Source organism: Micromonospora sp. NPDC049081 (assembly GCF_040648835.1).
Taxonomy (GTDB): Bacteria; Actinomycetota; Actinomycetes; order Mycobacteriales; family Micromonosporaceae; genus Micromonospora; species Micromonospora antibiotica.
Genome location: NZ_JBEZEK010000015.1, coordinates 17,727 through 41,047, shown reverse-complemented (window position 1 = coordinate 41,047; position 23,321 = coordinate 17,727). Strand labels below are relative to the sequence as shown.

Annotated in this window: 23 protein-coding genes and 3 pseudogenes; 19 read left to right on the top strand and 7 right to left on the bottom strand. The window is 73.2% G+C overall.

All coding sequences use genetic code 11. The features are described from left to right. The first annotated feature begins 21 nt into the window (after nucleotides 1–21). The 4 genes and pseudogenes from ispD to AB0B63_RS21235 form a co-directional block, all read left to right on the top strand. Nucleotides 22–717, top strand: coding sequence for a 2-C-methyl-D-erythritol 4-phosphate cytidylyltransferase (ispD, locus tag AB0B63_RS21250; RefSeq protein ID WP_357021293.1), 696 nt, complete (start codon nucleotides 22–24; stop codon nucleotides 715–717). Between the two features lie 16 nt (nucleotides 718–733). Next, nucleotides 734–1,216: a 2-C-methyl-D-erythritol 2,4-cyclodiphosphate synthase gene (ispF, locus tag AB0B63_RS21245; protein WP_208567781.1), complete on the top strand. Its 483-nt coding sequence runs from the start codon at nucleotides 734–736 to the stop codon at nucleotides 1,214–1,216. 7 nt (nucleotides 1,217–1,223) lie between these two features. Then, a pseudogene (locus AB0B63_RS21240) lies at nucleotides 1,224–1,457 on the top strand (tetratricopeptide repeat protein); the annotation flags it as partial. Between the two features lie 357 nt (nucleotides 1,458–1,814). Continuing rightward, a pseudogene (locus AB0B63_RS21235) lies at nucleotides 1,815–2,621 on the top strand (hypothetical protein); the annotation flags it as partial. A 93-nt stretch (nucleotides 2,622–2,714) separates the two neighbouring features. Here the strand turns inward: AB0B63_RS21235 and AB0B63_RS21230 are convergent. Further along, a complete protein-coding gene (locus AB0B63_RS21230; RefSeq protein ID WP_357021288.1) occupies nucleotides 2,715–3,899 on the bottom strand; it encodes a cupin domain-containing protein in 1,185 nt (394 codons plus the stop codon). A 95-nt stretch (nucleotides 3,900–3,994) separates the two neighbouring features. Here AB0B63_RS21230 and AB0B63_RS21225 point away from each other — a divergent pair, with 95 nt between their 5' ends. From AB0B63_RS21225 to AB0B63_RS21205, 5 genes are all read left to right on the top strand, one after another. Beyond that, nucleotides 3,995–4,894 carry a hypothetical protein gene (locus tag AB0B63_RS21225; RefSeq protein ID WP_357021285.1) on the top strand — a complete coding sequence of 300 codons (900 nt, stop codon included), beginning with the start codon at nucleotides 3,995–3,997 and terminating at the stop codon, nucleotides 4,892–4,894. Further along, a complete protein-coding gene (gene fahA, locus AB0B63_RS21220; RefSeq protein WP_357021282.1) occupies nucleotides 4,891–6,087 on the top strand; it encodes a fumarylacetoacetase in 1,197 nt (398 codons plus the stop codon). Before AB0B63_RS21225 ends, fahA begins: the two co-directional genes overlap by 4 nt. 200 nt (nucleotides 6,088–6,287) lie before the next feature. Further along, the gene (locus AB0B63_RS21215) at nucleotides 6,288–6,497 is read left to right on the top strand and encodes a DUF397 domain-containing protein (protein WP_208567785.1); all 210 of its coding nucleotides are present in this window, start codon (nucleotides 6,288–6,290) and stop codon (nucleotides 6,495–6,497) included. Nucleotides 6,498–6,603: 106 nt separating this feature from the next. After that, nucleotides 6,604–7,086: an SRPBCC family protein gene (locus AB0B63_RS21210; protein WP_357021279.1), complete on the top strand. Its 483-nt coding sequence runs from the start codon at nucleotides 6,604–6,606 to the stop codon at nucleotides 7,084–7,086. Between the two features lie 162 nt (nucleotides 7,087–7,248). Further along, nucleotides 7,249–8,496 carry a PQQ-binding-like beta-propeller repeat protein gene (locus AB0B63_RS21205; protein WP_357021275.1) on the top strand — a complete coding sequence of 416 codons (1,248 nt, stop codon included), beginning with the start codon at nucleotides 7,249–7,251 and terminating at the stop codon, nucleotides 8,494–8,496. A 71-nt stretch (nucleotides 8,497–8,567) separates the two neighbouring features. On the opposite strand, the gene hisC is transcribed toward AB0B63_RS21205, so the two are convergent. The 4 genes from hisC to hppD are packed head-to-tail and all read right to left on the bottom strand — an operon-like array spanning nucleotide 8,568 to nucleotide 12,718. After that, nucleotides 8,568–9,671 (bottom strand): histidinol-phosphate transaminase, encoded by a 1,104-nt coding sequence (gene hisC / locus AB0B63_RS21200; protein WP_208567788.1) that lies wholly within the window; start codon nucleotides 9,669–9,671, stop codon nucleotides 8,568–8,570. Continuing rightward, nucleotides 9,668–10,723 carry an RDD family protein gene (locus AB0B63_RS21195; RefSeq protein ID WP_357021271.1) on the bottom strand — a complete coding sequence of 352 codons (1,056 nt, stop codon included), beginning with the start codon at nucleotides 10,721–10,723 and terminating at the stop codon, nucleotides 9,668–9,670. Before AB0B63_RS21195 ends, hisC begins: the two co-directional genes overlap by 4 nt. Nucleotides 10,724–10,763: 40 nt before the next feature. Continuing rightward, entirely contained in the window at nucleotides 10,764–11,501 is a 738-nt protein-coding gene (locus AB0B63_RS21190) for an RDD family protein (protein ID WP_357021268.1), read from the bottom strand. Between the two features lie 11 nt (nucleotides 11,502–11,512). Further along, nucleotides 11,513–12,718, bottom strand: coding sequence for a 4-hydroxyphenylpyruvate dioxygenase (gene hppD / locus AB0B63_RS21185; RefSeq protein ID WP_219465033.1), 1,206 nt, complete (start codon nucleotides 12,716–12,718; stop codon nucleotides 11,513–11,515). Nucleotides 12,719–12,858: 140 nt separating this feature from the next. On the opposite strand from hppD, the gene AB0B63_RS21180 reads away from it, so the two are divergent. The 7 genes from AB0B63_RS21180 (at nucleotide 12,859) to AB0B63_RS21150 (ending at nucleotide 19,836) form a co-directional block, all read left to right on the top strand. After that, on the top strand, nucleotides 12,859–13,347 hold the full coding sequence (locus AB0B63_RS21180; RefSeq protein ID WP_208567792.1) for an Lrp/AsnC family transcriptional regulator: 489 nt from the start codon (nucleotides 12,859–12,861) through the stop codon (nucleotides 13,345–13,347). Between the two features lie 54 nt (nucleotides 13,348–13,401). Further along, on the top strand, nucleotides 13,402–13,710 hold the full coding sequence (locus AB0B63_RS21175; RefSeq protein WP_208567793.1) for a hypothetical protein: 309 nt from the start codon (nucleotides 13,402–13,404) through the stop codon (nucleotides 13,708–13,710). After that, complete coding sequence (locus tag AB0B63_RS21170; protein WP_357021263.1) at nucleotides 13,707–14,105, top strand: hypothetical protein; 399 nt, start codon at nucleotides 13,707–13,709, stop codon at nucleotides 14,103–14,105. Before AB0B63_RS21175 ends, AB0B63_RS21170 begins: the two co-directional genes overlap by 4 nt. Before the next feature lie 224 nt (nucleotides 14,106–14,329). Then, entirely contained in the window at nucleotides 14,330–15,742 is a 1,413-nt protein-coding gene (locus AB0B63_RS21165) for a PQQ-binding-like beta-propeller repeat protein (protein ID WP_357021476.1), read from the top strand. Nucleotides 15,743–15,809: 67 nt separating this feature from the next. Next, complete coding sequence (locus tag AB0B63_RS21160) at nucleotides 15,810–17,477, top strand: fumarate hydratase (protein WP_357021260.1); 1,668 nt, start codon at nucleotides 15,810–15,812, stop codon at nucleotides 17,475–17,477. Nucleotides 17,478–17,515: 38 nt separating this feature from the next. Further along, entirely contained in the window at nucleotides 17,516–18,124 is a 609-nt protein-coding gene (locus tag AB0B63_RS21155; RefSeq protein ID WP_357021257.1) for a GNAT family N-acetyltransferase, read from the top strand. A 302-nt stretch (nucleotides 18,125–18,426) separates the two neighbouring features. Further along, nucleotides 18,427–19,836 (top strand): class II fumarate hydratase, encoded by a 1,410-nt coding sequence (locus tag AB0B63_RS21150; protein WP_208567797.1) that lies wholly within the window; start codon nucleotides 18,427–18,429, stop codon nucleotides 19,834–19,836. 122 nt (nucleotides 19,837–19,958) lie between these two features. Here the strand turns inward: AB0B63_RS21150 and AB0B63_RS21145 are convergent, their stop codons facing one another. Further along, nucleotides 19,959–20,207, bottom strand: coding sequence for a hypothetical protein (locus AB0B63_RS21145; RefSeq protein ID WP_208567928.1), 249 nt, complete (start codon nucleotides 20,205–20,207; stop codon nucleotides 19,959–19,961). Nucleotides 20,208–20,940: 733 nt separating this feature from the next. Between AB0B63_RS21145 and AB0B63_RS21140 the strand changes: the two are divergent. The 3 genes and pseudogenes from AB0B63_RS21140 to AB0B63_RS21130 all read left to right on the top strand — a co-directional run bounded on the left by AB0B63_RS21140 (nucleotide 20,941) and on the right by AB0B63_RS21130 (nucleotide 22,766). Further along, nucleotides 20,941–21,715: pseudogene (locus AB0B63_RS21140) on the top strand (helix-turn-helix transcriptional regulator). 23 nt (nucleotides 21,716–21,738) lie between these two features. Next, a complete protein-coding gene (locus AB0B63_RS21135) occupies nucleotides 21,739–21,921 on the top strand; it encodes a DUF397 domain-containing protein (RefSeq protein WP_208567799.1) in 183 nt (60 codons plus the stop codon). A 263-nt stretch (nucleotides 21,922–22,184) separates the two neighbouring features. Then, nucleotides 22,185–22,766 carry a GNAT family N-acetyltransferase gene (locus tag AB0B63_RS21130; RefSeq protein ID WP_357021254.1) on the top strand — a complete coding sequence of 194 codons (582 nt, stop codon included), beginning with the start codon at nucleotides 22,185–22,187 and terminating at the stop codon, nucleotides 22,764–22,766. Here the strand turns inward: AB0B63_RS21130 and AB0B63_RS21125 are convergent. Further along, on the bottom strand, nucleotides 22,723–23,271 hold the full coding sequence (locus AB0B63_RS21125) for a CGNR zinc finger domain-containing protein (protein WP_208567801.1): 549 nt from the start codon (nucleotides 23,269–23,271) through the stop codon (nucleotides 22,723–22,725). The genes AB0B63_RS21130 and AB0B63_RS21125 overlap by 44 nt on opposite strands. Nucleotides 23,272–23,321: the final 50 nt, after the last annotated feature.

The following is a 23,321-nucleotide window of genomic DNA, read 5'->3' as shown; positions in this document are numbered from 1 at the left end:
AGAATTCCCGAGGACCGCGACGTGACCGCGCAGCCCAATCCGCGCGGTGACGTCGCGGTCCTCGTTCCTGCGGCCGGTGCCGGGGTACGCCTCGGTCCGGGCGGTCCCAAGGCGCTCCGGCTCCTCGGCGGTGAACCCCTGTTGGTGCACGTGGTACGCCGGATCGCCGCCGCCCCGTCGGTGCACACCGTCGTCGTCGCCGCGCCGGCCACCGAGGTCGACGCCGTCCGGCAGTTGCTGACCCCGGTCGCCCCGGTCCTGGTGGTGGCGGGCGGTGCCGAACGCCAGGCGTCGGTGGCGAACGCACTGGCGGCGGTGCCGTCCAGCCCCGACATCGTGCTGGTGCACGATGCGGCGCGGGCGCTCACCCCACCCGCGCTCGTCGAGGCGGTGGCGGCAGCAGTCCGGGCCGGGCACGACGCGGTGATCCCGGTCCTCCCCGTCAGCGACACGATCAAGCAGGTGGACGCTGCTGGCGTCGTCCTCGCCACCGTCGACAGGTCCGCCCTGCGGGCCGTGCAGACCCCGCAGGGGTTCCGCCGGGAGGTGCTCGCCGCCGCACACGCCGCCGCCGGTGACCCGCTCACCGACGACGCCGGACTGGTCGAGCAGCAGGGCGTACCGGTGTTCTGCGTCCCCGGCTCGGAGTACGCGCTGAAAGTCACCCGCCCGTTCGACCTGACCCTGGCCGAGCACCTGCTGGCCGCCGGCCACTGACGCGTACCCTCGATCCATGATCGTTCCCCGGGTCGCCGTCGGCACCGACATCCACGCCTTCGCCGCCGGCCGGCCGTGCTGGCTGGCCGGCCTGCACTGGCCCGGTGAGGACGGCCTGGCCGGGCACTCCGACGCCGACGTGGTCGCGCACGCCGCCTGCAACGCGCTGCTCTCCGCCGCCGGGCTCGGTGACCTCGGGGCGAACTTCGGGGTGGCCGAGCCGGAGTGGGCCGCCGCCTCCGGGGTGGCGCTGCTCACCGAGTCCGCCCGTCGGGTCCGCGCCGCCGGGTACGCGATCGGCAACGTCTCGGTGCAGGTCGTCGGCAACCGGCCCCGGATCGGGCCACGGCGCGACGAGGCGCAGCGGGTGCTCTCCGCAGCGGTCGGCGCACCGGTCACCGTCACCGCCGCCACCAGCGACGGCCTCGGTTTCACCGGGCGCGGCGAGGGCCTCGCCGGTATCGCGGTGGCCCTGGTCTATGACGCGGCGGCCGGGTAGGGCCACGATGACCGACGACGAGTCGCCCCTCGACGGCTACCGGCAGCGGGCCCAGCTCCTCGCCGAGTTGGGCCGCCACGACGAGGCCACCGAGGAGTTGGGCTTCGCGCTCGTCCTGGCCCCCGCCGACCCGGCCGCGCTGACGCTGCTGGCCCGGCTGCACCTCGCCGCTGGCCGCCCCGGCGAGGCGCTCGCCGCCGCCGACGCGGCGATCGCCCCACCCCGCCCCGACACCCCACCGTTCCCCGGACCGCCGCACCCGCCGGTGCCCCCGGGCCCGGCTGTGCCGCCTGGTACGGCTGTGCCCCCGGGCCCGCCCGTGTCTCCAGGCCCGGCTGTGTCCCCGGGCCCGGCTGTGTCCCCGGGCCCGGCTGTGTCCCCGGGCCCGGCTGACCGGTCGGGTGGGCCGGTGCCGGCGGGCCCTACCGGATCATGGGCGGCGCCGGGACAGGCGGGCCCTCCGACGTTGCCCGAACCGACCGGATCGTCGCCGGACCGGCCCGCACCGCCGCTCGGCTCCGACCAGCCGGGGGCACCCTCCTTCCCCGGCCCGGCCGCTGTACCCGGCCCGGCCGGCGAATCCGGCCCGTCGGGGGAGGCCCCGGCGAGGGTGCCGACCGCCGCACTGGTCGTCCGGGCGATCGCCCTCGCCGACCTGGGGGAGTACGTCGAGTCGGCGCGTACCGCCGATCGGATCCTGGCGGCCGGGCCGACCGACGCGTACGCCCAGCGGAGCGCGGCGGCGATCCTGGCCGAGGCGCGCAACGGCCAGCCGGCGCTGAACGCGGCCTGGCGTGGGGTGGAGCTGGCCCCCGACGAGCCGCAGGCGCACCTGGTGCTGGCCCTGGTCGCCGGCCGGCTGGAGTTGTTCGACCTGGCCGAGCGGGCCTACCGGGAGGCGTTGCGGCTCGATCCGGAGCTGGCCGAGGCGCGGCACGACCCGGGGGTGCTGCGGTTGGAGCGGCGGCGCTGGGTGCTGGCGTTGGAGCAGGTGGCCGCGTTGGCGCCGGTGCAGCCGGCGCGGGCGGAGAAGCTGCCGCTGTGGACCGGGCTGCGCCGGCTCGTCCTGGTCGGCAGCGGCTGGTCGCTGGTCGCCAGCCTGCTGCTCGCGTTCCTGGCCGCCGGCGGGGCGGGGGCGAGCCGGGTGGTGGCGGTGCTGGCGGCGGCCGGTGGCGCGCTGCTGGCCTGGCAGCTGTCCCGGCGGGTGCCCGAGCTGGGTCGGGTGGTCCTGCCGGCGCTGCGCCGCGAGGACCGCGCGTTGGCGTTCGCCGTGTACGCCGTCCCGGCCGGGCCGGCCCTGCTCCTGCTGTTCGCCCTGGTGGGCAGCCCGTGGCCGCTGGTGCTCGCGATCGCCCTCGCGGTGCCGGCGACGCTGATCGCCGCCACCCGTGCGGGCGTCGCCTAGCCTCGCGCCCCACCTCCGACCGGCGACGGCTGGGCGACCCGACGCGCCGGGAAGGTCGCTGCTCAGCGGTGCCTGATCGCGGTACCCGGCGGGTCAGGGCTGGCGGTTCCAGGTCCAGGCGTAGCCCGGGTCCTCGCACTCGACGGCGGCGTCGCAGAGGTCGAGGGGGCGGAAGGTGTCGACCATGACGGCCAGTTCGTCGAAGAAGTCGACGCCGATCGAGCGTTCCGCCGCGCCGGGCTGCGGGCCGTGGGTGAAGCCGGACGGGTGCAGCGAGATCGAGCCCTGCCCGATGCCGGAGCCGCGCCGGGCCTCGTAGTTGCCGCCGGTGTAGAAGAGCATCTCGTCGGAGTCGACGTTGTGGTGGTGGTAGGGCACCGGGATCGCATCCGGGTGGTAGTCGACCTTGCGGGGCACGAACGAGCAGATCACGAAGTTGGGGCCCTGGAAGGTCTGGTGCACCGGCGGCGGCTGGTGGAGGCGGCCGGTGATCGGCTCGAAGTCGTGGATGGAGAACGCCCACGGGTACTGGTGGCCGTCCCAGCCGACCACGTCGAACGGGTGGTGGGCGTAGACGTGTCGGGTCCAGGCGGTGCCGGTGGCCGTCCGGGCCCGGTGGCGGACCAGCACCTCCACGTCGGTGTCGTCGACCAGCAGGGGCGCGTCCGGCCCCCGGACGTCCCGCTCGCAGTAGGGGGAGTGTTCGAGGAACTGGCCGCGTACCGACAGGTAGCGCTTGGGTGGGCCGATGTGTCCGGTGGCCTCGATGGTCAGCAGCCGGACCGGGGTGTCGCCGGTGGGGACCAGCCGGTGGACCGTCGAGGTGGGGATGACCACGTAGTCGCCGGCGACCAGGTCGAGCGCGCCGAAGGTGGACTCCAACCGCAGGGTGCCCGCCTCGACGTAGAGGCACTCGTCGCCGGTGGCGTTGCGGTAGAGCGGGGACGGCCGGTCGGCCAGCGCGTACCCGATCCGGACGTCGTCGTTGGCGAGCAGGTGACGCCGGCCGAGCACCGGGTCGGCCCCCGCGCCGTCGAGCTTGTGGGTCTGCAGGTGGCGCGGCTTGAGCGGGTGGTTGGGCAGCCGGGTGTACCCGGGCGGGGTGAACGCCTCGGCGGCGACGATCGCGGTCGGCGGGTGCCGGTGGTAGAGCAGGGACGAGTCGGCGGAGAAGCCCTCCTGGCCCATCAGTTCCTCGGTGTAGAGGGTGCCGTCGGGCTGGCGGAACTGGGTGTGCCGCTTACGGGGCACCTCGCCGACGCTGCGGTAGTACGGCATGTCGCCTCCCGTATTGTCCCGATATTCGGCCGGCGGCGTCCGATAACCGGACGTTGCTGTCCGCTCCTTGACAGCGTCCCGTAGATTCTTGTCTCGTGTCAACGCAGGTCCCCCGCCTCCTCGCCGGACTCGTCGACGACGCCGCCGTCTTCCCGCCCGGCAGCGCGTCGCTGCCCGACGCGGTCACCGCACACCACGAGCACCGCGCCTCCTGGTACGCCGACCTGGTCGGCCCGCTGCTGGTGCCCGCCTCCGCCGCCGACACGCTGACCGACCTGACCGGCCAGACCGACCAGGCCGCGGGCTTCGAGGTCGGGCTGATCGGTGACACCGGAATCGCCAGGCTGCCCGCCGCGCTGACCCGCCTCGCCGCCGGTGGCCTCGTGGTCCGGCAGGTCGAGGTGGCGGTCGCCCGACGTGGCGAGGACCCGCAGCCCGGCGTGACCGAGCTACTCCGGATCGCCGGGGACCACCCCGACCGGGAGCCGGCCCGCTCCGAAGGGCCGGCCGTCGCCTGGTACGCCGAGCTGCCGCTGACCTTCGGCCTCAGCGCCGCGCTGGACACCCTCGCCGAGGCCCGCGCGGCCGGCGTGCCGATCGCCGCGAAGTTCCGCACCGGTGGGTTGGCCGCCGAACTCTTCCCCACCCCCGTCGAACTGGCCGCGGTGATCTGCGCCTGCCGGGACCGGGACCTGCCGTTCAAGCTGACCGCCGGGCTGCACCACGCGGTGCGCCACCTCGACCCGGAGACCGGCTTCACCCACCACGGCTTCGGTAACGTGCTGGCCGCCACCCTCGCCGCCGCTGCCGACGCCGAGGTGGACGTCGTCGCCGCGCTGCTCGCCGACACCGACGCGGTGCGGCTGGTCGAGCCGGCCCGCGCGGCCCGTGACGCCGACCGCCCGCTGTGGGTCGGGTTCGGCTCGTGCAGCGTCCGGGAACCACTGACCGATCTGATCCGGCTGGGGCTGGTGAACGGGGGATTCGACCGATGAGCTGGGTGACGGGCGCGGACGGCTCGCCGTACGGCGTGACCAACCTGCCGTACGGGGTGTTCCGGCACGACGGGCAGCCGCCCAGGATCGGCGTACGCGTCGCCGACGTGGTGTTCGACCTGGCGGCGGCGGAGGACGCCGGGCTGGTCCTCGCCGCCGGGGCGTTGCGCCGGCCCACCCTCAACGCCTTCATGGCGCTCGGCCGCCCGCAGTGGACCTCGGTCCGGCAGCGCCTCGTCGAACTGCTCACCGACCCGGCGCACCGGCCGGCCGTCGAGCCGCTGCTGGTGCCGCTGGACGCCGTCGAGCTGCTGTTGCCGTTCGAGGTGGCCGACTACGTCGACTTCTACTCCTCGGAGCACCACGCCGGCAACGTCGGGCAGATCTTCCGCCCCGGCCAGCCGCCGCTGCTGCCGAACTGGAAACACCTGCCGATCGGCTACCACGGCCGGGCCGGCACGGTGGTGGTCTCCGGCACCCCGGTCGTCCGCCCGTCGGGGCAGCGCGCCACCGGCGAGGGCCCCACCGTCGGCCCGTCGGTACGCCTCGACATCGAGGCCGAGGTGGGCTTCGTGGTCGGCGTACCGAGCGCGCTCGGTGACCGGGTGCCCACCGGCGACTTCGCCGAGCACGTCTTCGGGGTGGTGCTGGTCAACGACTGGTCGGCCCGGGACATCCAGGCGTGGGAGTACCAGCCGCTCGGGCCGTTCCTCGGCAAGTCCTTCGCCACCTCCGTCTCCGCCTGGGTGACCCCGCTGGACGCCCTGGCCGACGCGTTCGTGCCCGCACCGCAGCAGGACCCGCCGGTGCAGGACTACCTGCGGCAGACCCCGCACCTGGGCCTCGACCTGCGACTCGCGGTCGAGTGGAACGGCGAGCGGGTCACCGAGCCACCGTTCGCCGGGATGTACTGGACGCCCGCCCAGCAGTTGGCCCACCTGACCGTCAACGGCGCGTCCCTGCGGACCGGCGACCTGTACGCCTCGGGCACCGTCTCCGGCCCCCGGCGCGGGCAGGTCGGCTCGTTCCTGGAACTGACCTGGGGTGGGGCCGAACCGGTCAGCGTCGGCGGGGAGACCCGCACCTTCCTCGCCGACGGCGACACCGTCACCCTGCGGGCCACCGCCCCCGGGCCGGACGGCACCACCATCGCCCTCGGCGAGGTCACCGGGCAGATCCTGCCCGCCCACTGAGCCCCGGTCCGGGTCGGGACCGCCGGGCACCGACCGGCCGCCCGGCACCGGGTCGCGCCGGTCGCACCGGCTGTCCGATCTTCGGCGTCTCCTGCCGCGTTTGTTCCACCGGATTCCGTCGGCACACCCCGCGCCGCCCGCCCCCGGCGGCGGCGCGGGTGCGTCGGCGTGAAACGTCCCAGCGGACAGGAGGTAGGAGCATGAACGATCTCGTCGGCGCAGTGTGGCGCACCAGCAGCCGCTCGAACGACCAGGGGCTCTGCGTGGAGGTGGCGGACAATCTCGTCCGTACCCGAGCAGTGGTCGGGGTACGCGACTCCAAGGACCCGTCGGGCCCGGCCCTGGTCATCGGCCCCCCGGGCTGGACGGCGTTCGTCGACGCCGTCCGGGCGGGGCTGTTGCGGCCCTGACCGACCCGTCACCGGTGCCCCGCCGGGGCACCGGTGACGGAAATTTCACCGTCCGGCCCCCCGTTGGCCGCTCACCCGCCGTACGGTGGACGACACGGGAGGTGTCATGTCGACGGTTGCGGTCACCGATTTCATTGAGGCGCCGGTCGTCGACGTGTGGGCGCTCCTGAGCGACCTGCCGGTCCGCGTCGACTGGCTCTGCACGGTCAGCGCCGTCGAGCCGCTCACCCCGGGCCCGTTCGGCCCGGGGACCGCGTGGCGGGAGACCCGCACCCGGCCGGACGGCGGCGACCAGGCGGAGGAGTTCCTCGTGCTGGCCGCCGAGCCACCGCACCGGCTGGTGCTCAGCTCCCCCGGCATCGGGGTGGACTACCGGATTACCTGGACCCTGCGCGCCGTCCAGCGCCGTCGCCGCGCATGCACCGCCGTCACCGTCGAGCACCGGGCGGTGCCGACCGCCCCGTACGGTCGGATGATGGCGTTGCTCTTCGGCGGTCTGGCGGCCCGCACCGTGGAGGGCGCGATCCGGCGTGACCTGACCGCACTGGCCGCCACCGTGCACAGCACCGGCCGGGCCACCGCCGCCTGACCCCGCTCCGGCCCGCCCCGCGTGGCGCGTCCCGCGCCGTCCGCAGGCCGGGGGCGGGTGGTGCCGCACCGGAGCCGGTCGGCGGAATCCTTCGCGCGACGCGACGCGACCTGACCGGTCCCGAGGGGGGACGCCTGGGTAGGGTGCCGGGCGGAGGTGGGCATGGGATTCCCGAAGGGACGGCGGCGACTCGTGGTCGCGGCCACCACGCTGCTCACCCTCGCGGCGGTCGCCGGCATCGGCTACCGGGTACTCGCCCCCGCCGAGGTCGTCACGCCCGCCCGGGGCGCACCGCCGCCCGCCGGCACCCCCGCGATCGGGGTGGTGGGTCGGCTGCCGGCCGCGCCGCTGGTGGTGGCGGGACGGCTGCGGGTCTACGCCGCCGAGCGTCAGCTCTACGCCGACCAGCCGGCCGACGGCCGCAACCGGGTCACCCCGTTCTGGTCGTACCGCCGCTGGCCGGCCACCCTCGACGGGATGCTGGCGGCCGGCACGACGGTGCTCAGCCACTGGTCGGACGGGCAGCTGGTGGCCCTGGACGCGTTGACCGGCCGGGTCGCCTGGCGGGCCGACGGGCCGACGCCGGCCGACACCCCACCCGCCCGGCGCACCGGGGCGGCCACCGTCTGGGACCCGCGCGGCATCTCCGTCGCCCCCGCCCCGGCCGGCCGGACGGTCCTGGTGGTCTCCGGGGTCGGTGGCCTGCGCGGCTACGACCTCGCCGACGGGCGCGTGCTCTGGCGGGTCGACGGCGACCGGGACTGCCGCACCGACCTGGGCACCACCGCCGCCGGGCAGGTCTTCTCCGTCGACTCCTGCGCCGGCCCGACGACGGTCGAGTTCCGGGACGTGTCCACCGGCACGGTCACCACCCGCTGGCGACCGCCGGACGCCCCCGACCGGTTCACCGTCACCCCGGTCGGCTGCCTCACCCCCCGGTCGCAGTGTCGGGCACTGCGCACCGACGGCGGCTCCGGCGGTCGGGGCTGGCAGGTCGGCCCGGGTGCGCCGATGGCCGCCCCCGCCCTGGACGCCGCCGGCACCACCCTGGTCGGTGAGCTGGCCGTCGGCGACGACGGCGGGGTGCTCAAGGGCTGGGAGGCGCGCAGCGGCAAGGGCCGCTGGCAGCGTGGTGACCTGGGCCCGGTGACCGTCCTCGCCACCGAGGCCGGTCGGCTCTACGTGCTGACCGAACGCCGGGAACTGGTCACCCTCGACCCGGTCACCGGCGCCCAGCGTTCCCGGTTCCCGATGACCCCCGGCCGGGACGGCATCGGCTGGAAACCCGGCCGGGCGTACGCGGCCGGCGGCTACGTCGCGGTGGAGCGGCTGCGGGAGCGCGCCGACCCGGACGACGACGACCAGGCGTACTTCCTGACGGCCGAGCCGGTGGTGCTCGCCGCGACCTGACCCCGGCCCCGGCGGGCCCTGACCTGACTGCGAGGCCCGGCGGGACCGCCCCGCGCCGCGCCCCGGCGAACTCAGGACAGGGCGGCCTCCGCGGCGGCCAGGAAGGCGTCGTTCTCGGCCGGGGTGCCGATGGTGACCCGCACCCCGTCCCCGGCGAACGGCCGGACGATCACGCCACGGGCCTCGCATGCCCGGCCGAACGCCACGGCCCGCTCACCCAGCGGCAACCAGACGAAGTTGGCCTGGCTGGACGGCACGTCGGGGACGAACTTGCGCAGCGCCTCGGTGACCCGGTCCCGCTCGGTGACGACCAGCGCGCAGCGTCGTTCGACCTCGTCGGCCTGGGCCAGCGCGGCCAGTGCGCCCGCCTGGGCGGCGGTGCTGGTGGAGAACGGGGTGACCACCTTGCGCACGGCGGCGGCCACCTCGGGGGCGCCGACCAACCACCCGATCCGCAGTCCGGCCAGCCCCCACGCCTTGGACAGGGTGCGCAGCACCACCACGTTGGGCCGGTCCAGGTAGGTGAGGCCGTCCGGCACCGCCGGGTCGGTGACGAACTCCCGGTACGCCTCGTCGATGACGACCAGCACGTCGTCGCCCACGGCGTCGAGGAACCGGTCCAGCTCCGGCTTGCGCACCGCCGTACCGGTGGGGTTGTTCGGGTTGCAGACCAGCACCATCCGGGTCCGGTCGGTCACCGCCGCGGCCATCGCCGCCAGGTCGTGCCCGTGGCCGGCGTCATTGGGCACCCGCACGCTGCTCGCGCCGCTGGTCGCCGCGATGATCGGGTACGCCTCGAACGAGCGCCACGAGTAGAGCAGTTCGTCACCGGGCAGGCAGGTGGCCCGGACCAGGTGCTCGGCCAGCGCCACCGACCCGCAGCCGGTGGCGATCCGGTCGGGGTCCACGCCGTACCGCTCGGCGAGTGCGGTGCGTAGCGCCACCACGCCCATGTCCGGGTAGCGGTGCGAACCGGTGACCGCCTCGGTGACCGCCTCGACCACCCCGGGCAGCGGCCCGTACGGCACCTCGTTGCTGGCGAGTTTGATCGCCTCGGCCAGCCCCAGCTCGCGGGCCAGGTCGGCGGGGCTGCGCCCGGGGACGTAGGTCGGCAGGGCGTCCAGGTCGGCGCGGGTCAGCCGCAGCGGGGGCTGGTGACGTCCGGTGTCGGTCATGGGGTGTCTCCCGGGGGCTCGGGGTCGGTGCGGTCGGTGGCGGTGTCGTCGGTGGGGGTGTCGGGGTGGTCGGCGCGCGGCACCTGCACCACGACGGTCTGGGCCCGCTTGTCGTGCAGCGCCTGACGCAGCGGGTGGTCGAACAGCGCGGATACCGCGTCGACGAACTGGAGCAGCAGACCGAAGCCGCAGCAGAACCAGAGCAGGGTGGGCATGCCCATGGTGCTCCACCGCCGGGTGGCCCGACCGAAGCCGAGCGGCTGGTCGGCGTCGACCGGCACGGCCCGGATGCGCAGCAGCCGCTTGCCCAGGGTCTGCCCACCGGAGGCCATCGTCGGCACCTCGTAGGCGAACCAGAGCGCGGTCGCGATGACCAGGATGGCGATCTGGAGGCCGCCGGCCTGCTCACCGATGGCGGGCAGCCCGTCCCGGGAGGAGTCGCCGGCCATCGCCCGCCGGACCGCCTCCCGCAGGTAGGGCGCGGTCTCCTCGAAGTACCGCCAGACGAACCAGCCGTTGACCACCGCGTTGAGCCCGAAGACGACCCCGAAGTCGATCAGCCGGGCGAGCAGCCGGGCACCGTAGCCGGCCAGCGGCACACCGTGCGGGCGTGGCTCCGGCGGACGCCCCGGCCAGGTCGGGTACGGCCAGCCGGGCGGCGGCCCGCCGGGCTGCCCGGCCCCGTGACCCTCCGGCTGCCCGGCCCCGTGACTCCCCGGCTGCCCGGCCCACGGGTGTCCGGGCTGGCCCGCTCCCGGTTGCCCGGTCCAGGGTTGGCCGGCGGTGGGTTGCCCGGTCCAGGGCGGGCCGGGGGTGCCCGGTGGGGTGCCGGGAGCGGCCGGGGCCGACGGGTGCCGGCCGGCCGTCGGCGGGGCGTCGGCGGGGGAGGTCGGGGCGGGCGGCTCGGCGGCGGGCTCCGGCTCGGGCGGTGGCGGGCCGTCCGGCGGGGTGGCGTCGACCGGGATCGGGGCACCGATCCAGCCCTCACCGTCCCACCACCGTCGGGTGGTCGGCTCGGCCGGGTCGACGTACCACCCTGGCTGCACGCTCACGGTTTCGCCCTGCGCTGTCCGGTACGGTCGCTCTGCTCGCTCACCCGGCAACCTTAACGACGATGGTGCCGGCGAACTTGTCGTGGAGGCACTGCTGCCACGGCTTGTCCCAGAGCTGCCACAGCCCGTCGAGGTAGCTGAAGAAGGGAATGATCGCCCCGCCGATCTGGTAGGCGGCCCACCGCTTGGCCGCGGCCGTACGGGTCAGCGTGGCGGCCGGGTCGAGTGGCACCACCTGGATCTTCATCACCCGCTTGCCGATGGTCTGCCCGGTCTTGAACATCATCTCGACCTGGTAGACGTAGCTCATGGCGAACGCCACCACGAAGATCACGCCCTGCAACACCAGCATCGGAATCAGGAAGTTGGTGAACGGGTCGGAGGTCGGCGTGCCGTCTGCCGTGGTGGTCAGGTCGGGCAGGACCATCCGGAAGAAGACGATGAAGGCCGGCACGATGAAGACCATGCTGGCCGCCCCGAGCACCAGCCCGTCGATCAGCAGGGCGAGCAGCCGGTCACCGAAGCTGGCCAGCGGCAGCCCACGCGGCGACATCCCGGGGAAACCGGGCGGCGGCGTGCCGGGTCCCGGCGGCGGGTAACCGGGCATCCCGGCGTACGGGCCGGGCTGCGGATACCCGCCGGGGCGGGCGGCGTAGGGGCCGGGTTGCGGCGGCACGGCGTACCCCTGCGGGTGTGGGCCGGCGGGCGGGGCGAAGCCGCCGGCGGCGGGCCCAGGCCCACCGGCCGGCGGTGTCGGGTAGCTCGGAGGTTGCGTCACGCGAGACAGTGTTACAAATTGCCGCGCGCTTCCTGCTCGCGCTCGATGGCTTCGAACAGCGCCTTGAAGTTGCCCTTGCCGAAACCGAGCGAGCCGTGCCGCTCGATCAGCTCGAAGAAGACCGTCGGGCGGTCCTGCACGGGCTTGGTGAAGATCTGGAGCAGGTAGCCGTCCTCGTCCCGGTCGACCAGGATCTTGCGGGACTTCAGCTGCTCGATCGGCACCCGCACGTTGCCGATCCGGGCCCGCAGCTCCGGGTCGTCGTAGTACGAGTCGGGGGTGTCGAGGAACTCGACGCCGGCCGCCCGCATCGCGTCGACGCTGGCCAGGATGTCGTTGGTGGCGACCGCGATGTGCTGCGCGCCGGGGCCCTGGTAGAACTCCAGGTACTCGTCGATCTGCGACTTCTTGCGGGCCACCGCCGGCTCGTTGAGCGGGAACTTGACCTTCCGGGTGCCGCTGGCGACGACCTTGCTCATCAGCGCCGAGTAGTCGGTGGCGATGTCGTCGCCGATGAACTCCGCCATGTTGGAGAAGCCCATCACCCGCTTGTAGAACTCCACCCACTCGTCCATCCGGCCCAGCTCCACGTTGCCGACCACGTGGTCGACGGCCTGGAAGAAGCGCTTCGGCTGGAGGCCGGCGGCGATCATCGGCTGCCGGTCGACGATCGGGCCCCGGGCCACGAAGCCGGGCAGGAACGGGCCGGTGTAGCGGGACCTGTCGACCAGGCTGTGCCGGGTGTCGCCGTACGCGGCGATGGTGGCGAGCCGGACGGTGCCGTACGCGTCGGTCACGTCGTGCGGCTCGACCAGGCCGGTGGCGCCCTGGGTCAGCGCGTGGGCGTACGCGGCGTCGACGTCCGGCACCTCCAGCGCGATGTCACTGACCCCGTCGGAGTGCTTCGCGACGTGCTCGGCACCGGCCGCGTCGGGGCGCACCGCGCCGGTCAACACGAACCGGGCCGAGCCGCTGGTCAGCACGTACTCGGCGTGGTCGCGGTAGCCCTGCTCCGGCCCCCGGTAGGCCACGCAGGTCATGCCGAACGCGGTGGAGTAGTAGTGCGCGGCCTGCTTGGCGTTGCCGACCAGGAAGTGCACGTGGTCGAGGCCCTTGACCGGGAACGGGTCACGGGTGATGTCGTGGTCGACTGCGCCGACGAGCGTGTCGACGTCGATGTCCTCGGTCGACTGGGGTCGGTCGATCGCCTGGGTCACGGTGGCCTCCCTCGGTTGCGGCCGGCGTCGTGGGCCGGTGGTCCGTCAGCTCTTGCAGGCAGCATCGCGGTGGGCCCGTCCACTGGGCAACACTCACGTTTTACCCTGGTCAGGTTGCGCAATCGGTAGGGTGTCCAGCCATGAACGCTGGTCAGGGTGTACAGCTCGACGCGTTGGACGGCAGGCTGGTCCAGCTCCTCGCCGACGAGCCCCGGATCGGGGTGCTGGAGTGCTCCCGTCGGCTCGGGGTGGCCCGGGGCACCGTGCAGGCCCGGCTGGACAAGCTGGTCGACCGGGGGGTGATCGGCGGGTTCGGGCCGGAGATCCGCCCGGCGGCGATCGGGTTCGCGGTGACCAGTTTCGTCACGCTGGAGATCAGCCAGCGGCACGGCCACGACACGGTCACCGCGCACCTGGCGGCGATCCCCGAGGTGCTGGAGGCGCACACCATCACCGGGGCGAGCGACCTGCTCTGCCGGATCGTGGCCCGCTCCAACACCGACCTGCAACGGGTGATCGACCAGATCGTCTCGTCCGAGGCGATCCGCCGGGCCTCCACGATCATCGCGCTCGCCGAGCAGATCCCGTACCGCACGCTGCCGTTGTTGCGGTCCGCCGCCGGCTCCTGACCAGCCGGCGGCGAGTCGTGCATCCGCACGGTGCCACCCGGGTATCGTTTCGGTATGACCGGTCAGGTGAGGAAGCTGTCGATCTCCGTGCCGCCCGACGTCGCGGAACGCCTGGAGCAGGAACCCAACGCCTCGGCGTATGTCACGCAGGCGGTCCGGGACCGGATGCGGTTGGACGCGTTGGCCGCCGAGTTGGCACACCAGGGCATCGAGGTCACCGAGCAGGGGGTGGCCGAGGCCCGCGCCCGGCGGGCTGCCGTCGACGCGGCCTGGCCGAGTGAGCGGCGACTGGCCGTCCGTGACCGGGTACGCCAACACCTGCTCGACGAGACGGCAGGCGGCAGCCGGCAGTCGGTCGCGTGACCGGGGACGAGGACCGGCCGGTACGACTCCTGCTCGACCGGTCGGCGCTGCTCGCCTACGTCGCCGGCTCGGTGCACGTCGCCGAGCCACTGCACGAGGTCATCGAGGACCGCAACCGCTTCGGGGTCACCGCTGTCGTCGCTGCCGAAGCCCTGGCCGTCATCGACGACCCGAAGGACCGCGCCGCCCTGCACCGTCTCCTCGCCCTCGACGCCTGCGTCGTGCTGCCCACCGAGGGGAGTACCTGGCAGGAGCTGAGTTACTGGCGGGCGTACACCGGTCGGGCAGACCTCGCCAGCACGGTCATGGCGAGCTTCGCGTACGACGCCTCGATCCTCACCGGTGAAGACCGCTACGGCCACGACGAACTCCCCGTGATCTATCTGCCGGAGTGAGCCGGTAGCCGCTTCCCCCGGGCGGAGCCGGCACGGCATCCTCCGGTGATCCGCCCGGCCCGGCCCGGCATCAGGGGTGTTTGTCGGGTTTGTTGCCACCGCGCCCGGGAGCACCCGGTGTGCCGGGGAGAAAGCGGGGCGACACTCCGGCGCGGGGGCTGGGCGGGGAGGTGAACGTCGCTACGGTGTGCGGTGTGAAGGGCCTTGGCGGGGTGCGGGGAGGGCTGCTGCTCGGGCTCGTCATCGTGATCGCGCTCGCCGTCACCGGAGTGTGGAACCCCTTCCCCGGGGTGTGGGACTGGGTCGACCGCAGCGAGCCGATCTCCGAACCGGACGTGCTGTGGCAGCAGCGGGTCGGCGGCACCCCGAAGAGCGTCACGATCGTCGGCGACACCGTCGTCGTCGAGCAACGGACCCGCACCGAGGTGCGCAGCCTCGCCACCGGCGCCCCGCTGTGGGAGCGCAAGGCGGACTGGTCGGCGGTGGCCGGCGGCGACCGCGACGCCGTCGTCGCCGTGGGCAAGCTCCTGGTCAAGGGGTACGAGCTGCTCGACCCCACCACCGGGGCGGTACGTCGGCGTGACGGCGACGCGGTGGCCGTCTGGACGTACCGGAACATGCTGCTGGACGCCCGGTGCGTGGCCGCCACCGACTGCACGCTGAGCGCCTGGGACCCGCGCGGTAACAGCCCGCTGTGGACGGCCTTCCTGCCCGGGGTCAGCACCGGGCTCTTCGCCGACAACCCGGGCCTGCTCGGCACCCGACGGTTCACCGCGCTGCGGATCGACGAGGGGGTGGCCGGGCCGGAGGCGGTGCCGCCGCTGCTCGGGTTCCCGGTGGACGGCCGGGTGCACGTGGTGGACACCGCCACCGGCCGGGTGGTGCAGAACGTCGAGCCGGGGCGCGACGAGCGGTTGTCCGTCGTCGGCGGCCGGATGCTCAAGATCACCGCAGTGTCGGTCGACGGCAGCTGCCAGTACGCCGTCTCGGCCCGGGACCCGGCCACCGGGCAGGAGGTGTGGCGGCGCACCGGGCTCAACCTGCGCACCGCCGACAGTGCCGGGTGTGTGCAGCGGGAGGACCCGCAGGGGGCCCGCAACGTGCTGATCGGGGTGGGCCCCGACGGGCGGGAGACGGTCCTCGACGGCTATGACGGCCGGGTGTTGCTGGTGAACGCCGAGGGGGAGAAGCTACTCGCCGTCGACGACCGGTACGCCCTGGTGCGCAGCGCCGACAAGGATTCGGTCATCGCCCGGGAGTTGGGCACCGGCAAGGCCCGCTGGACCCGGCCGGCCGGGGCGAAGGCGGGCGCGGCGCTCACCCCGCACGCGGCCGTGCTGACCGGCGACAAGCCGAGTCGGCTGGTCGCCGTGGACCCGCGTACCGGTAAGGAACTGGTGGTGTTGCGGACCAGCGCCAACGCGCTCGCGGTCGGCCGTAACGGCATGGTCGTCGGCGAGGGGCGGGAGATCGGGTACGTCCGGTTCGGCGCGGGTGCCGGTGCGCCGCCACCCGCCGCGCCACCGGCCGGGTCGGACGGTCAAGGCGGGCCCGGCCCGGGGCGTACCGGTGGCGTACCCGACGTCGAGGACAGTTGCGGACCGAAGCGGGAACTCTGCGCCAACGGCGACGGGTGAGAGCGGCGTCCCACGACCCACCCGGCGGGTGTCACCGATCGACCGGTCTGCCCTAGGCTTTTCCGACATGAGCAGTGCCGCCGCGTTCTCGTACGCCCCCTTGCTGCCGACCGGTCCGGATCAGACCGAATACCGCCTGGTCACCGACGAGGGCGTCGACGTCGTCCACGGGCCCGGGGGGCGCCGCTTCCTGACCGTGGAGCCGGCGGCGCTGACCGCGCTGACCGCCGAGGCGATGCACGACATCGCCCACTACCTGCGACCGGCGCACCTGGCCCAGCTCCGGTCGATCATCGATGATCCGGCGGCCTCCCCGAACGACCGGTTCGTCGCGCTGGACCTGCTGCGCAACGCCAACATCGCCGCCGGTGGCGTGCTGCCGATGTGCCAGGACACCGGCACCGCCATCGTGATGGGCAAGCGGGGCCGGCACGTGCTCACCGACGGCTCCGACGCCGAGGCGATCTCGCGTGGGGTCTACCAGGCGTACACGCGGCTGAATCTACGGTATTCGCAGCTCGCCCCGCTGACCATGTGGGACGAACGGAACACCGGCAGCAACCTGCCCGCCCAGGTCGACCTGTACGCCGAGGACCCGGACGGTCACCCCGACGCGTACAAGTTCCTGTTCATGGCCAAGGGCGGCGGTTCGGCCAACAAGTCCTACCTCTACCAGGAGACCAAGGCGCTGTTGAATCCGACGCGGATGATGCAGTTCCTGGAGGAGAAGCTGCGGCTGATCGGCACCTCGGCCTGCCCGCCGTACCACCTCGCGGTCGTCATCGGTGGCACCTCCGCCGAGTACGCCCTCAAGACCGCCAAGTACGCCTCGGCGAAGTACCTCGACACGTTGCCCACCTCCGGCTCGATGAGCGCGCACGGCTTCCGGGACCTGGAGTTGGAGGCCGAGGTGCTGGAGCTGACCCGCAACTTCGGCATCGGCGCGCAGTTCGGCGGCCGGTACTTCTGCCACGACGTGCGGGTGGTCCGGCTGCCCCGGCACGGCGCGTCCTGCCCGGTGGCGATCGCGGTGTCCTGCTCGGCCGACCGGCAGGCGGTCGCCAAGATCACCCCGTCGGGGGTGTGGCTGGAGCGTCTGGAGACCGACCCGGCGCGTTTCCTGCCGGACGTCACCGACGAGACCCTCGACGCCTCCGAGGTGGTGCGCGTCGACCTCAACCGCCCGATGGCCGAGATCCGGGCCGAGCTGTCGAAGTACCCGGTGAAGACCCGGCTGTCGCTGACCGGCCCGCTGGTGGTGGCTCGGGACATCGCCCACGCCAAGATCGCCGAGCGGCTCGACGCCGGTGAGCCGATGCCGCAGTATCTGCGCGACCACGCCGTCTACTACGCCGGCCCGGCCAAGACCCCCGAGGGCTACGCCTCCGGCTCGTTCGGCCCGACCACCGCCGGCCGGATGGACGCCTACGTGGCGAAGTTCCAGGCGGCCGGCGGCTCCCAGGTGATGCTGGCCAAGGGCAACCGCTCCGGCCAGGTGACCCGCTCCTGCCAGCAGCACGGCGGGTTCTACCTCGGCTCGATCGGCGGCCCGGCGGCCCGGCTCGCCCAGGACTGCATCAAGCACGTCGAGGTGCTGGAGTACGCCGAGCTGGGCATGGAGGCGGTCTGGAAGATCGAGGTGGAGGACTTCCCGGCCTTCATCGTCGTCGACGACAAGGGCAACGACTTCTTCGCCGAGGTCACCAAGCCGGTGCTGACCGTAGGCCGCCGCTGACGAGCCAGTTCGCCACGCACACGCCTTAACATCGCTTGATGTTTCGACCGACGTACCCGATTCGTACGGCGCGGCTCACCCTGCGTCCGGTCAGGCTGGACGATCTCGATGACGTGTGCTCCTGGCAGCGTCGACCGGAGGTCTTCCGCTGGACGCTCAGCGGGCCGCGTACCCGCGAGGAATCGCGATCGTCGGTGATCGCCATGGCGGGCGAGGACGCGCTCCGCGCCGAGGGGGACTGCCTGACGTTGGCCGTGGTCACCGACGCCGGGGTGGTCGGCACGGTGGAACTGGTCTGGCGCAGCCGGACCGACCGCACGGCTGAACTCGGGTACGTCTTCCATCCCGGCCACGGTGGTCGCGGGTTGGCTACGGAGGCCGCCACGGCGCTGTTGGACTGGGGGTTCACCGAGTTCGGACTGCACCGGATCTACGCCCGGTGCCACGGTCGCAATGCTGCGTCGGCTCGTCTGATGGCCCGGCTCGGCATGCGTCAGGAGGCGCACCACGTCGGAAGCTATCTGTTCCGAGGAGAGTGGGCCGACCAGCTCGTCTACGCCATCCTGGCCAGCGAGTGGGCTACCACGGCGTCCAGCTCTTCCGGTCAGCCGGACGGCACCCCTCGACCCCGGGCCGACCGACCGTGATGTCGCACCCACCACCGCCGTGGGACCAATGGCACCCCTGACGACTTCTTCGCCGAGGTCACCAAGCCGGTGCTGACCGTGGGCCGCCGCTGAGGGACGTGGGCCGAAGTCGCGCCCGATCCTGCGCTGCGGGATGTGGCCGAAGATCGCGCTCGATCCTGGAAAGAGTGGCCTCCGGCCGCGAGGGACCCCACTATTTCCCTGACCGAGCGCGATCTTGCCCACCCGCCCCCACCCGCCCCGCCCGCGCGCCCGCTGGTTTCTCCGGAGCCTCGCTGCGAGCAGGGGAATCGCGGGGCAGGATGGGACGGGTGACGACTCCAGAGGCAGCGGGCTACCGGATCGAACGTGACTCGATGGGCGAGGTGGAGGTGCCCGCCGAGGCGCTGTGGCGGGCGCAGACCCAGCGCGCGGTGCAGAACTTCCCGATCTCCGGCCGGGGCATCGAACCGGCCCAGATCAAGGCACTCGCCCAGATCAAGGGGGCCGCCGCCCTGGTCAACGGTGAGCTGGGGGTGATCGGCGCGGACGTCGCCGAGGCGATCGCCACCGCCGCCGCGCACGTGGCCGACGGCGGGTACGACGACCAGTTCCCGATCGACGTGTTCCAGACCGGCTCGGGCACCTCGTCGAACATGAACACCAACGAGGTGATCGCCACCCTGGCCACCCGGGAACTGGGCCGGGACGTGCACCCGAACGACGACGTGAACGCCTCGCAGTCCAGCAACGACGTCTTCCCGTCGTCGATCCACCTGGCCGCCACCCAGTTCGTGGTGGAGGACCTGCTGCCCTCGCTGCGCCACCTGGCGGAGGCGTTGGAGGCGAAGGCGGCCGAGTTCGAGACGGTGGTCAAGGCGGGGCGTACCCACCTGATGGACGCCACCCCGGTCACCCTGGGGCAGGAGTTCGGCGGGTACGCCGCGCAGGTCCGCTACGGCGTCGAGCGGTTGGAGTCGGCGCTGCCCCGGCTGGCCGAGCTGCCGTTGGGCGGGACCGCCGTGGGCACCGGCATCAACACCCCGCTGGGTTTCGCCGGCAGGGTGATCGACAGGCTGCGCACCTCGACCGGGCTGCCGTTGACCGAGGCCCGTAACCACTTCGAGGCGCAGGGGGCGCGGGACGCGTTGGTCGAGACGTCCGGCCAGTTGCGTACCGTCGCGGTCGGGCTCTACAAGATCGCCAACGACGTGCGCTGGATGGGTTCCGGCCCCCGGGCGGGCCTGCGGGAGCTGCGCATCCCCGACCTCCAGCCCGGCTCGTCGATCATGCCGGGCAAGGTGAACCCGGTGGTCGCCGAGGCGGTGCGGCAGGTCTGCGCCCAGGTGATCGGCAACGACGCGGCGGTCGCGTTCGCCGGCAGCCAGGGCGACTTCGAGCTGAACGTGATGCTTCCGGTGATGGGCCGCAACCTGCTCGAATCGATCAAGTTGCTCTCCGCGTCCAGCCGGATCTTCGCCGACCGCCTGGTGGCCGGCCTGGTCGCGGACGCCGAGGTCTGCCTGGCGTACGCGGAGGGGTCGCCGTCGATCGTCACCCCGCTCAACCGCCACCTCGGGTACGACGAGGCCGCCTCGATCGCCAAGGAGGCGCTGGCGAAGCAGGTCAGCATCCGCGAGGTGGTGATCTCCCGGGGGCACGTCGACTCCGGCAAACTCACCGAGACCCAGCTCGACGAGGCCCTCGACCTGCTCCGGATGACCCACCCCTGACCCGCCCCGCCCTGCCTGACCCCGCCCTCTGCCTGACCCCGCCCTCTGCTTGGTCGACTCCTGTGGCCGATGTAGCGGTGTCAGGCGGATTCGACAGCGCTACATCGGCCCCCATGAGTGGATCATGGCTCGGTCGGTGGGCGGGCGCGGGGAACCCAGGCGAGGAAACGGGCGAAGAGGGTCGCCGGGTCGGGGCCGGTGTCGGGATAGAGCCGGTAAAGGTCGGCGGCGGCGTCGTGCAGCACGGTGCACAGGTAGATGTTGAGCGCGACCCGGTCGTGGGCGTACTCGGAGACGAGAGTGAGTCGGGCGGTCCCGCAGGGCCACGGCGCGGCGCACACCCGACACAGCCAGAGCGGGCGCAGCGGCAGGTGCGGGCGCGGTGTCCCCTGGCGCGGCCCACTCCGGCCGGCCGGGTCAGGTGGTCCGCCGGGGCGGGGTGATCCGCCCGGAGTGACCGCCGGGCTCATCGGCGTCCCCGGTTGGCCCGCCACTCCTGGGCCAGCGTGAGCCAACCGACCCGGCCCACTCGCGGAAACGACACCGTGGTGTCCTCCCACCCGGGCGGAGCCGACCCGGCGGTGGGTGGTGCGGCCGGACCGGCGTCAGGGCGGATAGCGGGCGGTACGGCCGGACCGGCATCAGAGCGGATAGCGGGTGTTCCGCCCGGGTGGGTTCCGGTCCGGGTCGGGTGGTGGCCGGCGGCTCGCCGGTCGCCCGGGTTCCCGCTCGGGCTGAGGATAGGGTCGTCGGCCCGGCCGAGGGGGTGGGGCATCTCGGGTGGGGCTGCGTCGGGGCGTCGGGTGAAGCAGAGCCTGCGGGCAAGCCGGTGTCGCCAGGTGAGCCGGGGCATCGCGTCGCCTCCATGGTGGGTCGGCTGGTCGTCTCCCCCGGCGGTGGGACCGCCGGCCGGGGAGCGGGCTGTCCCACCGCGACACCGCCCGCCCGGAGGGTGGGCGGTCGATGTCGCACTTCACAGTCTGCTGATGAAACCACTACGGTGTGAAGGGTTGTTGTCGGCTTCCGGTCTTGTCCTGTGTCTGCGACTTTCCTGGTCGGCGTGGTGTCGGAGTCGATCGTCGGGGCGGTGGAGGGCTGCTGGAGATGACGGACGGGCGGATGACGGCGGCGGCTTTCCTCGTCGCGGAGCTACGGCGGGCCCGGACCCGGCGGGGCTGGAGCCAGGACGACCTCGCCAAGGCGGTGAACTACTCGGCGTCGATGGTCAGCGCGATCGAGCTGGGCCAGCAGCCACCCACCGCAAAATACCTCGAACTGGTCGACAAGGCCCTCGACCCCGGCGGCATCTTCAGCCGGATGCTCACCCAACTGGTAGTGCTCGACCGGGCACAGGTATGGCTCCGTGGCTGGCGCGCGATCCTGGCGGAGGCGTGGGCGCTGCGATGGTTCGACCCGTTGCACGTCCCGGGACTGCTACAGACCGAGGCATATGCGCGGGCGGTCTTCGAGTCCGACCCCATGCTTGACCAAGAAGAGGTCGAACGGCGACTGGCCGACAGGATGGACAGTCAACAAACGCTCTACACCGAACGGCCCCCACGCCTTGTGGCGGTCCTGGACGAGGCGGTCATGCACCGCCGGGTCGGTGGCCGCAAAGTCATGCATGACCAGGCTCTGCACCTCGCTCGTATCGCCACGGAACACCCGCAGGTCCGACTGCACGTCGTCTCCTCCTCGGCCGACGAGTATCCGGGCCGGGCCGTTCATCCTGGCGAGCCTGCCGGGCGATGTGGAGCTGGCATTCCTCGGCGGCCAGATCGGCGGACAGGAACTGGACGACCCTGCTGATCTGCGGCGGCTTCAGCGCAGCTGGGAAGCTACCCTCGGCGTGGCTTTTCCACCGCAGGAGTCGATCTAGCGGCTGAGGGAATTGGCGGAGTCATGGAGTTGACCGGGGCCTGTTGGCGAAAGAGCCGCCGGAGTGGTTCCAACGATCAATGTGTCGAGGTGGCGACGGGTCTGTCCGGGGTGGTCGGGGTGCGTGACAGTAAGGACCCTGCGGGCCCGGTGCTCACCTTCCCGGCGTACGCCTGGCGGGTCTTCGTGGCCGCGCCGCCGCGCTGACCAGCCCGGCCGCCAGCCCGGCCCGCCCGCCCTCCGCCTGCGCCCCGGCTCGGCCCGGTGATCAAGAGATTTGCGTCACGGGGAGCGCTCTCTCAGCCCGCAAACCTCTTGATCACCAGCCGCAAACTTCTTGATCACCAATGTGGGGGAGGGCGCGGGTGCATGGTGGGGCCCCGGGGTCGGGGACCGACGGGCCTTGGTGGGGCTGGGTCTGCCGGGATAACCGGTCGACCGGGCGGCCGGCGGCCGGCATGATGCGGGTCGTGACGGGCCTGGGCGGGGTGTTGCTGACGACGGCACGGCTGCGGCTGCGCCGCTTCACCGAAGACGACGTGCCGCATCTGGTCGAGCTGGACAGCGACCCGGAGGTGATGCGGTTCCTCACCGGCGGCCGGCCCACCCCCCTCGCCACGGTGCGGGACGAGCAGCTGCCCCGGCTTCTCGCCGGCTACGACCGCTACCCGGGGCAGGGCCGGTGGGCTGCCGAGGATGCTGTCGACGGCACCTTTCTGGGCTGGTTCGCGCTCGACCCGTCCGACGACGGTGCCGCTCCGGAGCTGGGTTACCGGCTGCGCCGGGCGGCCTGGGGGCGGGGCCTGGCCACCGAGGGGGCCTGCGCGCTGGTCGGCCACGCCTTCGACACCCCTGGGGTACGCCGGGTGTGGGCGCAGACGATGGCGGTCAACGTGCGGTCGCGGGCGGTGCTGGCAAAGGCCGGCCTGCGGTACGTCCGCACCTTCCACGCCGACTGGCCCGACCCGATCGCCGGAACGGAGCACGGCGAGGTGGAGTACGAGCTGCTCAGGGGCGACTACCAGCCGCCTTCCGGGCCCGGTAGGCGCTGACCGCGACCCGGTTGCCGCAGCCCGCCTCGCAGAACCGGCGGGACCGGTTCTTGGACAGGTCGACCAGCACGTTGGCGCACTCCGGGTGGGCGCAGTGCCGCAGCCGGCCCAGCTCGTCACCCCGGACCAGGTCGGCGACGGCCATCGCCGCCTCGACGGCCATCCGGGTGGCCAGCGGGGCGTCCCGGGGCACCGCGTGCACGTGGTAGGGCTGGTCGTCGTGCCGGATGAGCTGCGGCAGTGCCCGGGACTCGCGGAGCAGGTCGTTGACCACGGTGACGACGGTGTCCGGGTCGTCGTCCCAGAGCCGGCGCAGTCGGGGGCGTAACGCCCGGACGGCGCGCAACTCGGCCCCGGTGCGGTCGTGTCGCCCGGTCCACCGGTTCGCGGCGACGAAGCGGTCCAGTGCGGCGATGTCGGGCAACCCTTCGCCGTCCCGGTTGTCGGTGTTGACCAGTGCGGCAGCGGCGGTCAGCCCGCACTCTGTGTCATGAGCGAAAAGCAACTTGACCCCTGTCGTAGTCGGCCGCTAGCGTCACCGGCGTAATCCTACTT

Coding starts and splice junctions, on each gene's coding strand:
- fahA (WP_357021282.1), top strand. CDS start 4,891: ATGAGCTGGGTGACGGGCGCGGACGGCTCGCCGTACGGCGTGACCAAC.
- AB0B63_RS21210 (WP_357021279.1), top strand. CDS start 6,604: ATGTCGACGGTTGCGGTCACCGATTTCATTGAGGCGCCGGTCGTCGAC.
- AB0B63_RS21135 (WP_208567799.1), top strand. CDS start 21,739: ATGGAGTTGACCGGGGCCTGTTGGCGAAAGAGCCGCCGGAGTGGTTCC.
- AB0B63_RS21180 (WP_208567792.1), top strand. CDS start 12,859: ATGAACGCTGGTCAGGGTGTACAGCTCGACGCGTTGGACGGCAGGCTG.
- ispF (WP_208567781.1), top strand. CDS start 734: ATGATCGTTCCCCGGGTCGCCGTCGGCACCGACATCCACGCCTTCGCC.
- hisC (WP_208567788.1), bottom strand. CDS start 9,671: ATGACCGACACCGGACGTCACCAGCCCCCGCTGCGGCTGACCCGCGCC.
- AB0B63_RS21230 (WP_357021288.1), bottom strand. CDS start 3,899: ATGCCGTACTACCGCAGCGTCGGCGAGGTGCCCCGTAAGCGGCACACC.
- AB0B63_RS21205 (WP_357021275.1), top strand. CDS start 7,249: ATGGGATTCCCGAAGGGACGGCGGCGACTCGTGGTCGCGGCCACCACG.
- AB0B63_RS21215 (WP_208567785.1), top strand. CDS start 6,288: ATGAACGATCTCGTCGGCGCAGTGTGGCGCACCAGCAGCCGCTCGAAC.
- AB0B63_RS21160 (WP_357021260.1), top strand. CDS start 15,810: ATGAGCAGTGCCGCCGCGTTCTCGTACGCCCCCTTGCTGCCGACCGGT.
- AB0B63_RS21150 (WP_208567797.1), top strand. CDS start 18,427: ATGGGACGGGTGACGACTCCAGAGGCAGCGGGCTACCGGATCGAACGT.
- AB0B63_RS21155 (WP_357021257.1), top strand. CDS start 17,516: ATGTTTCGACCGACGTACCCGATTCGTACGGCGCGGCTCACCCTGCGT.
- AB0B63_RS21175 (WP_208567793.1), top strand. CDS start 13,402: ATGACCGGTCAGGTGAGGAAGCTGTCGATCTCCGTGCCGCCCGACGTC.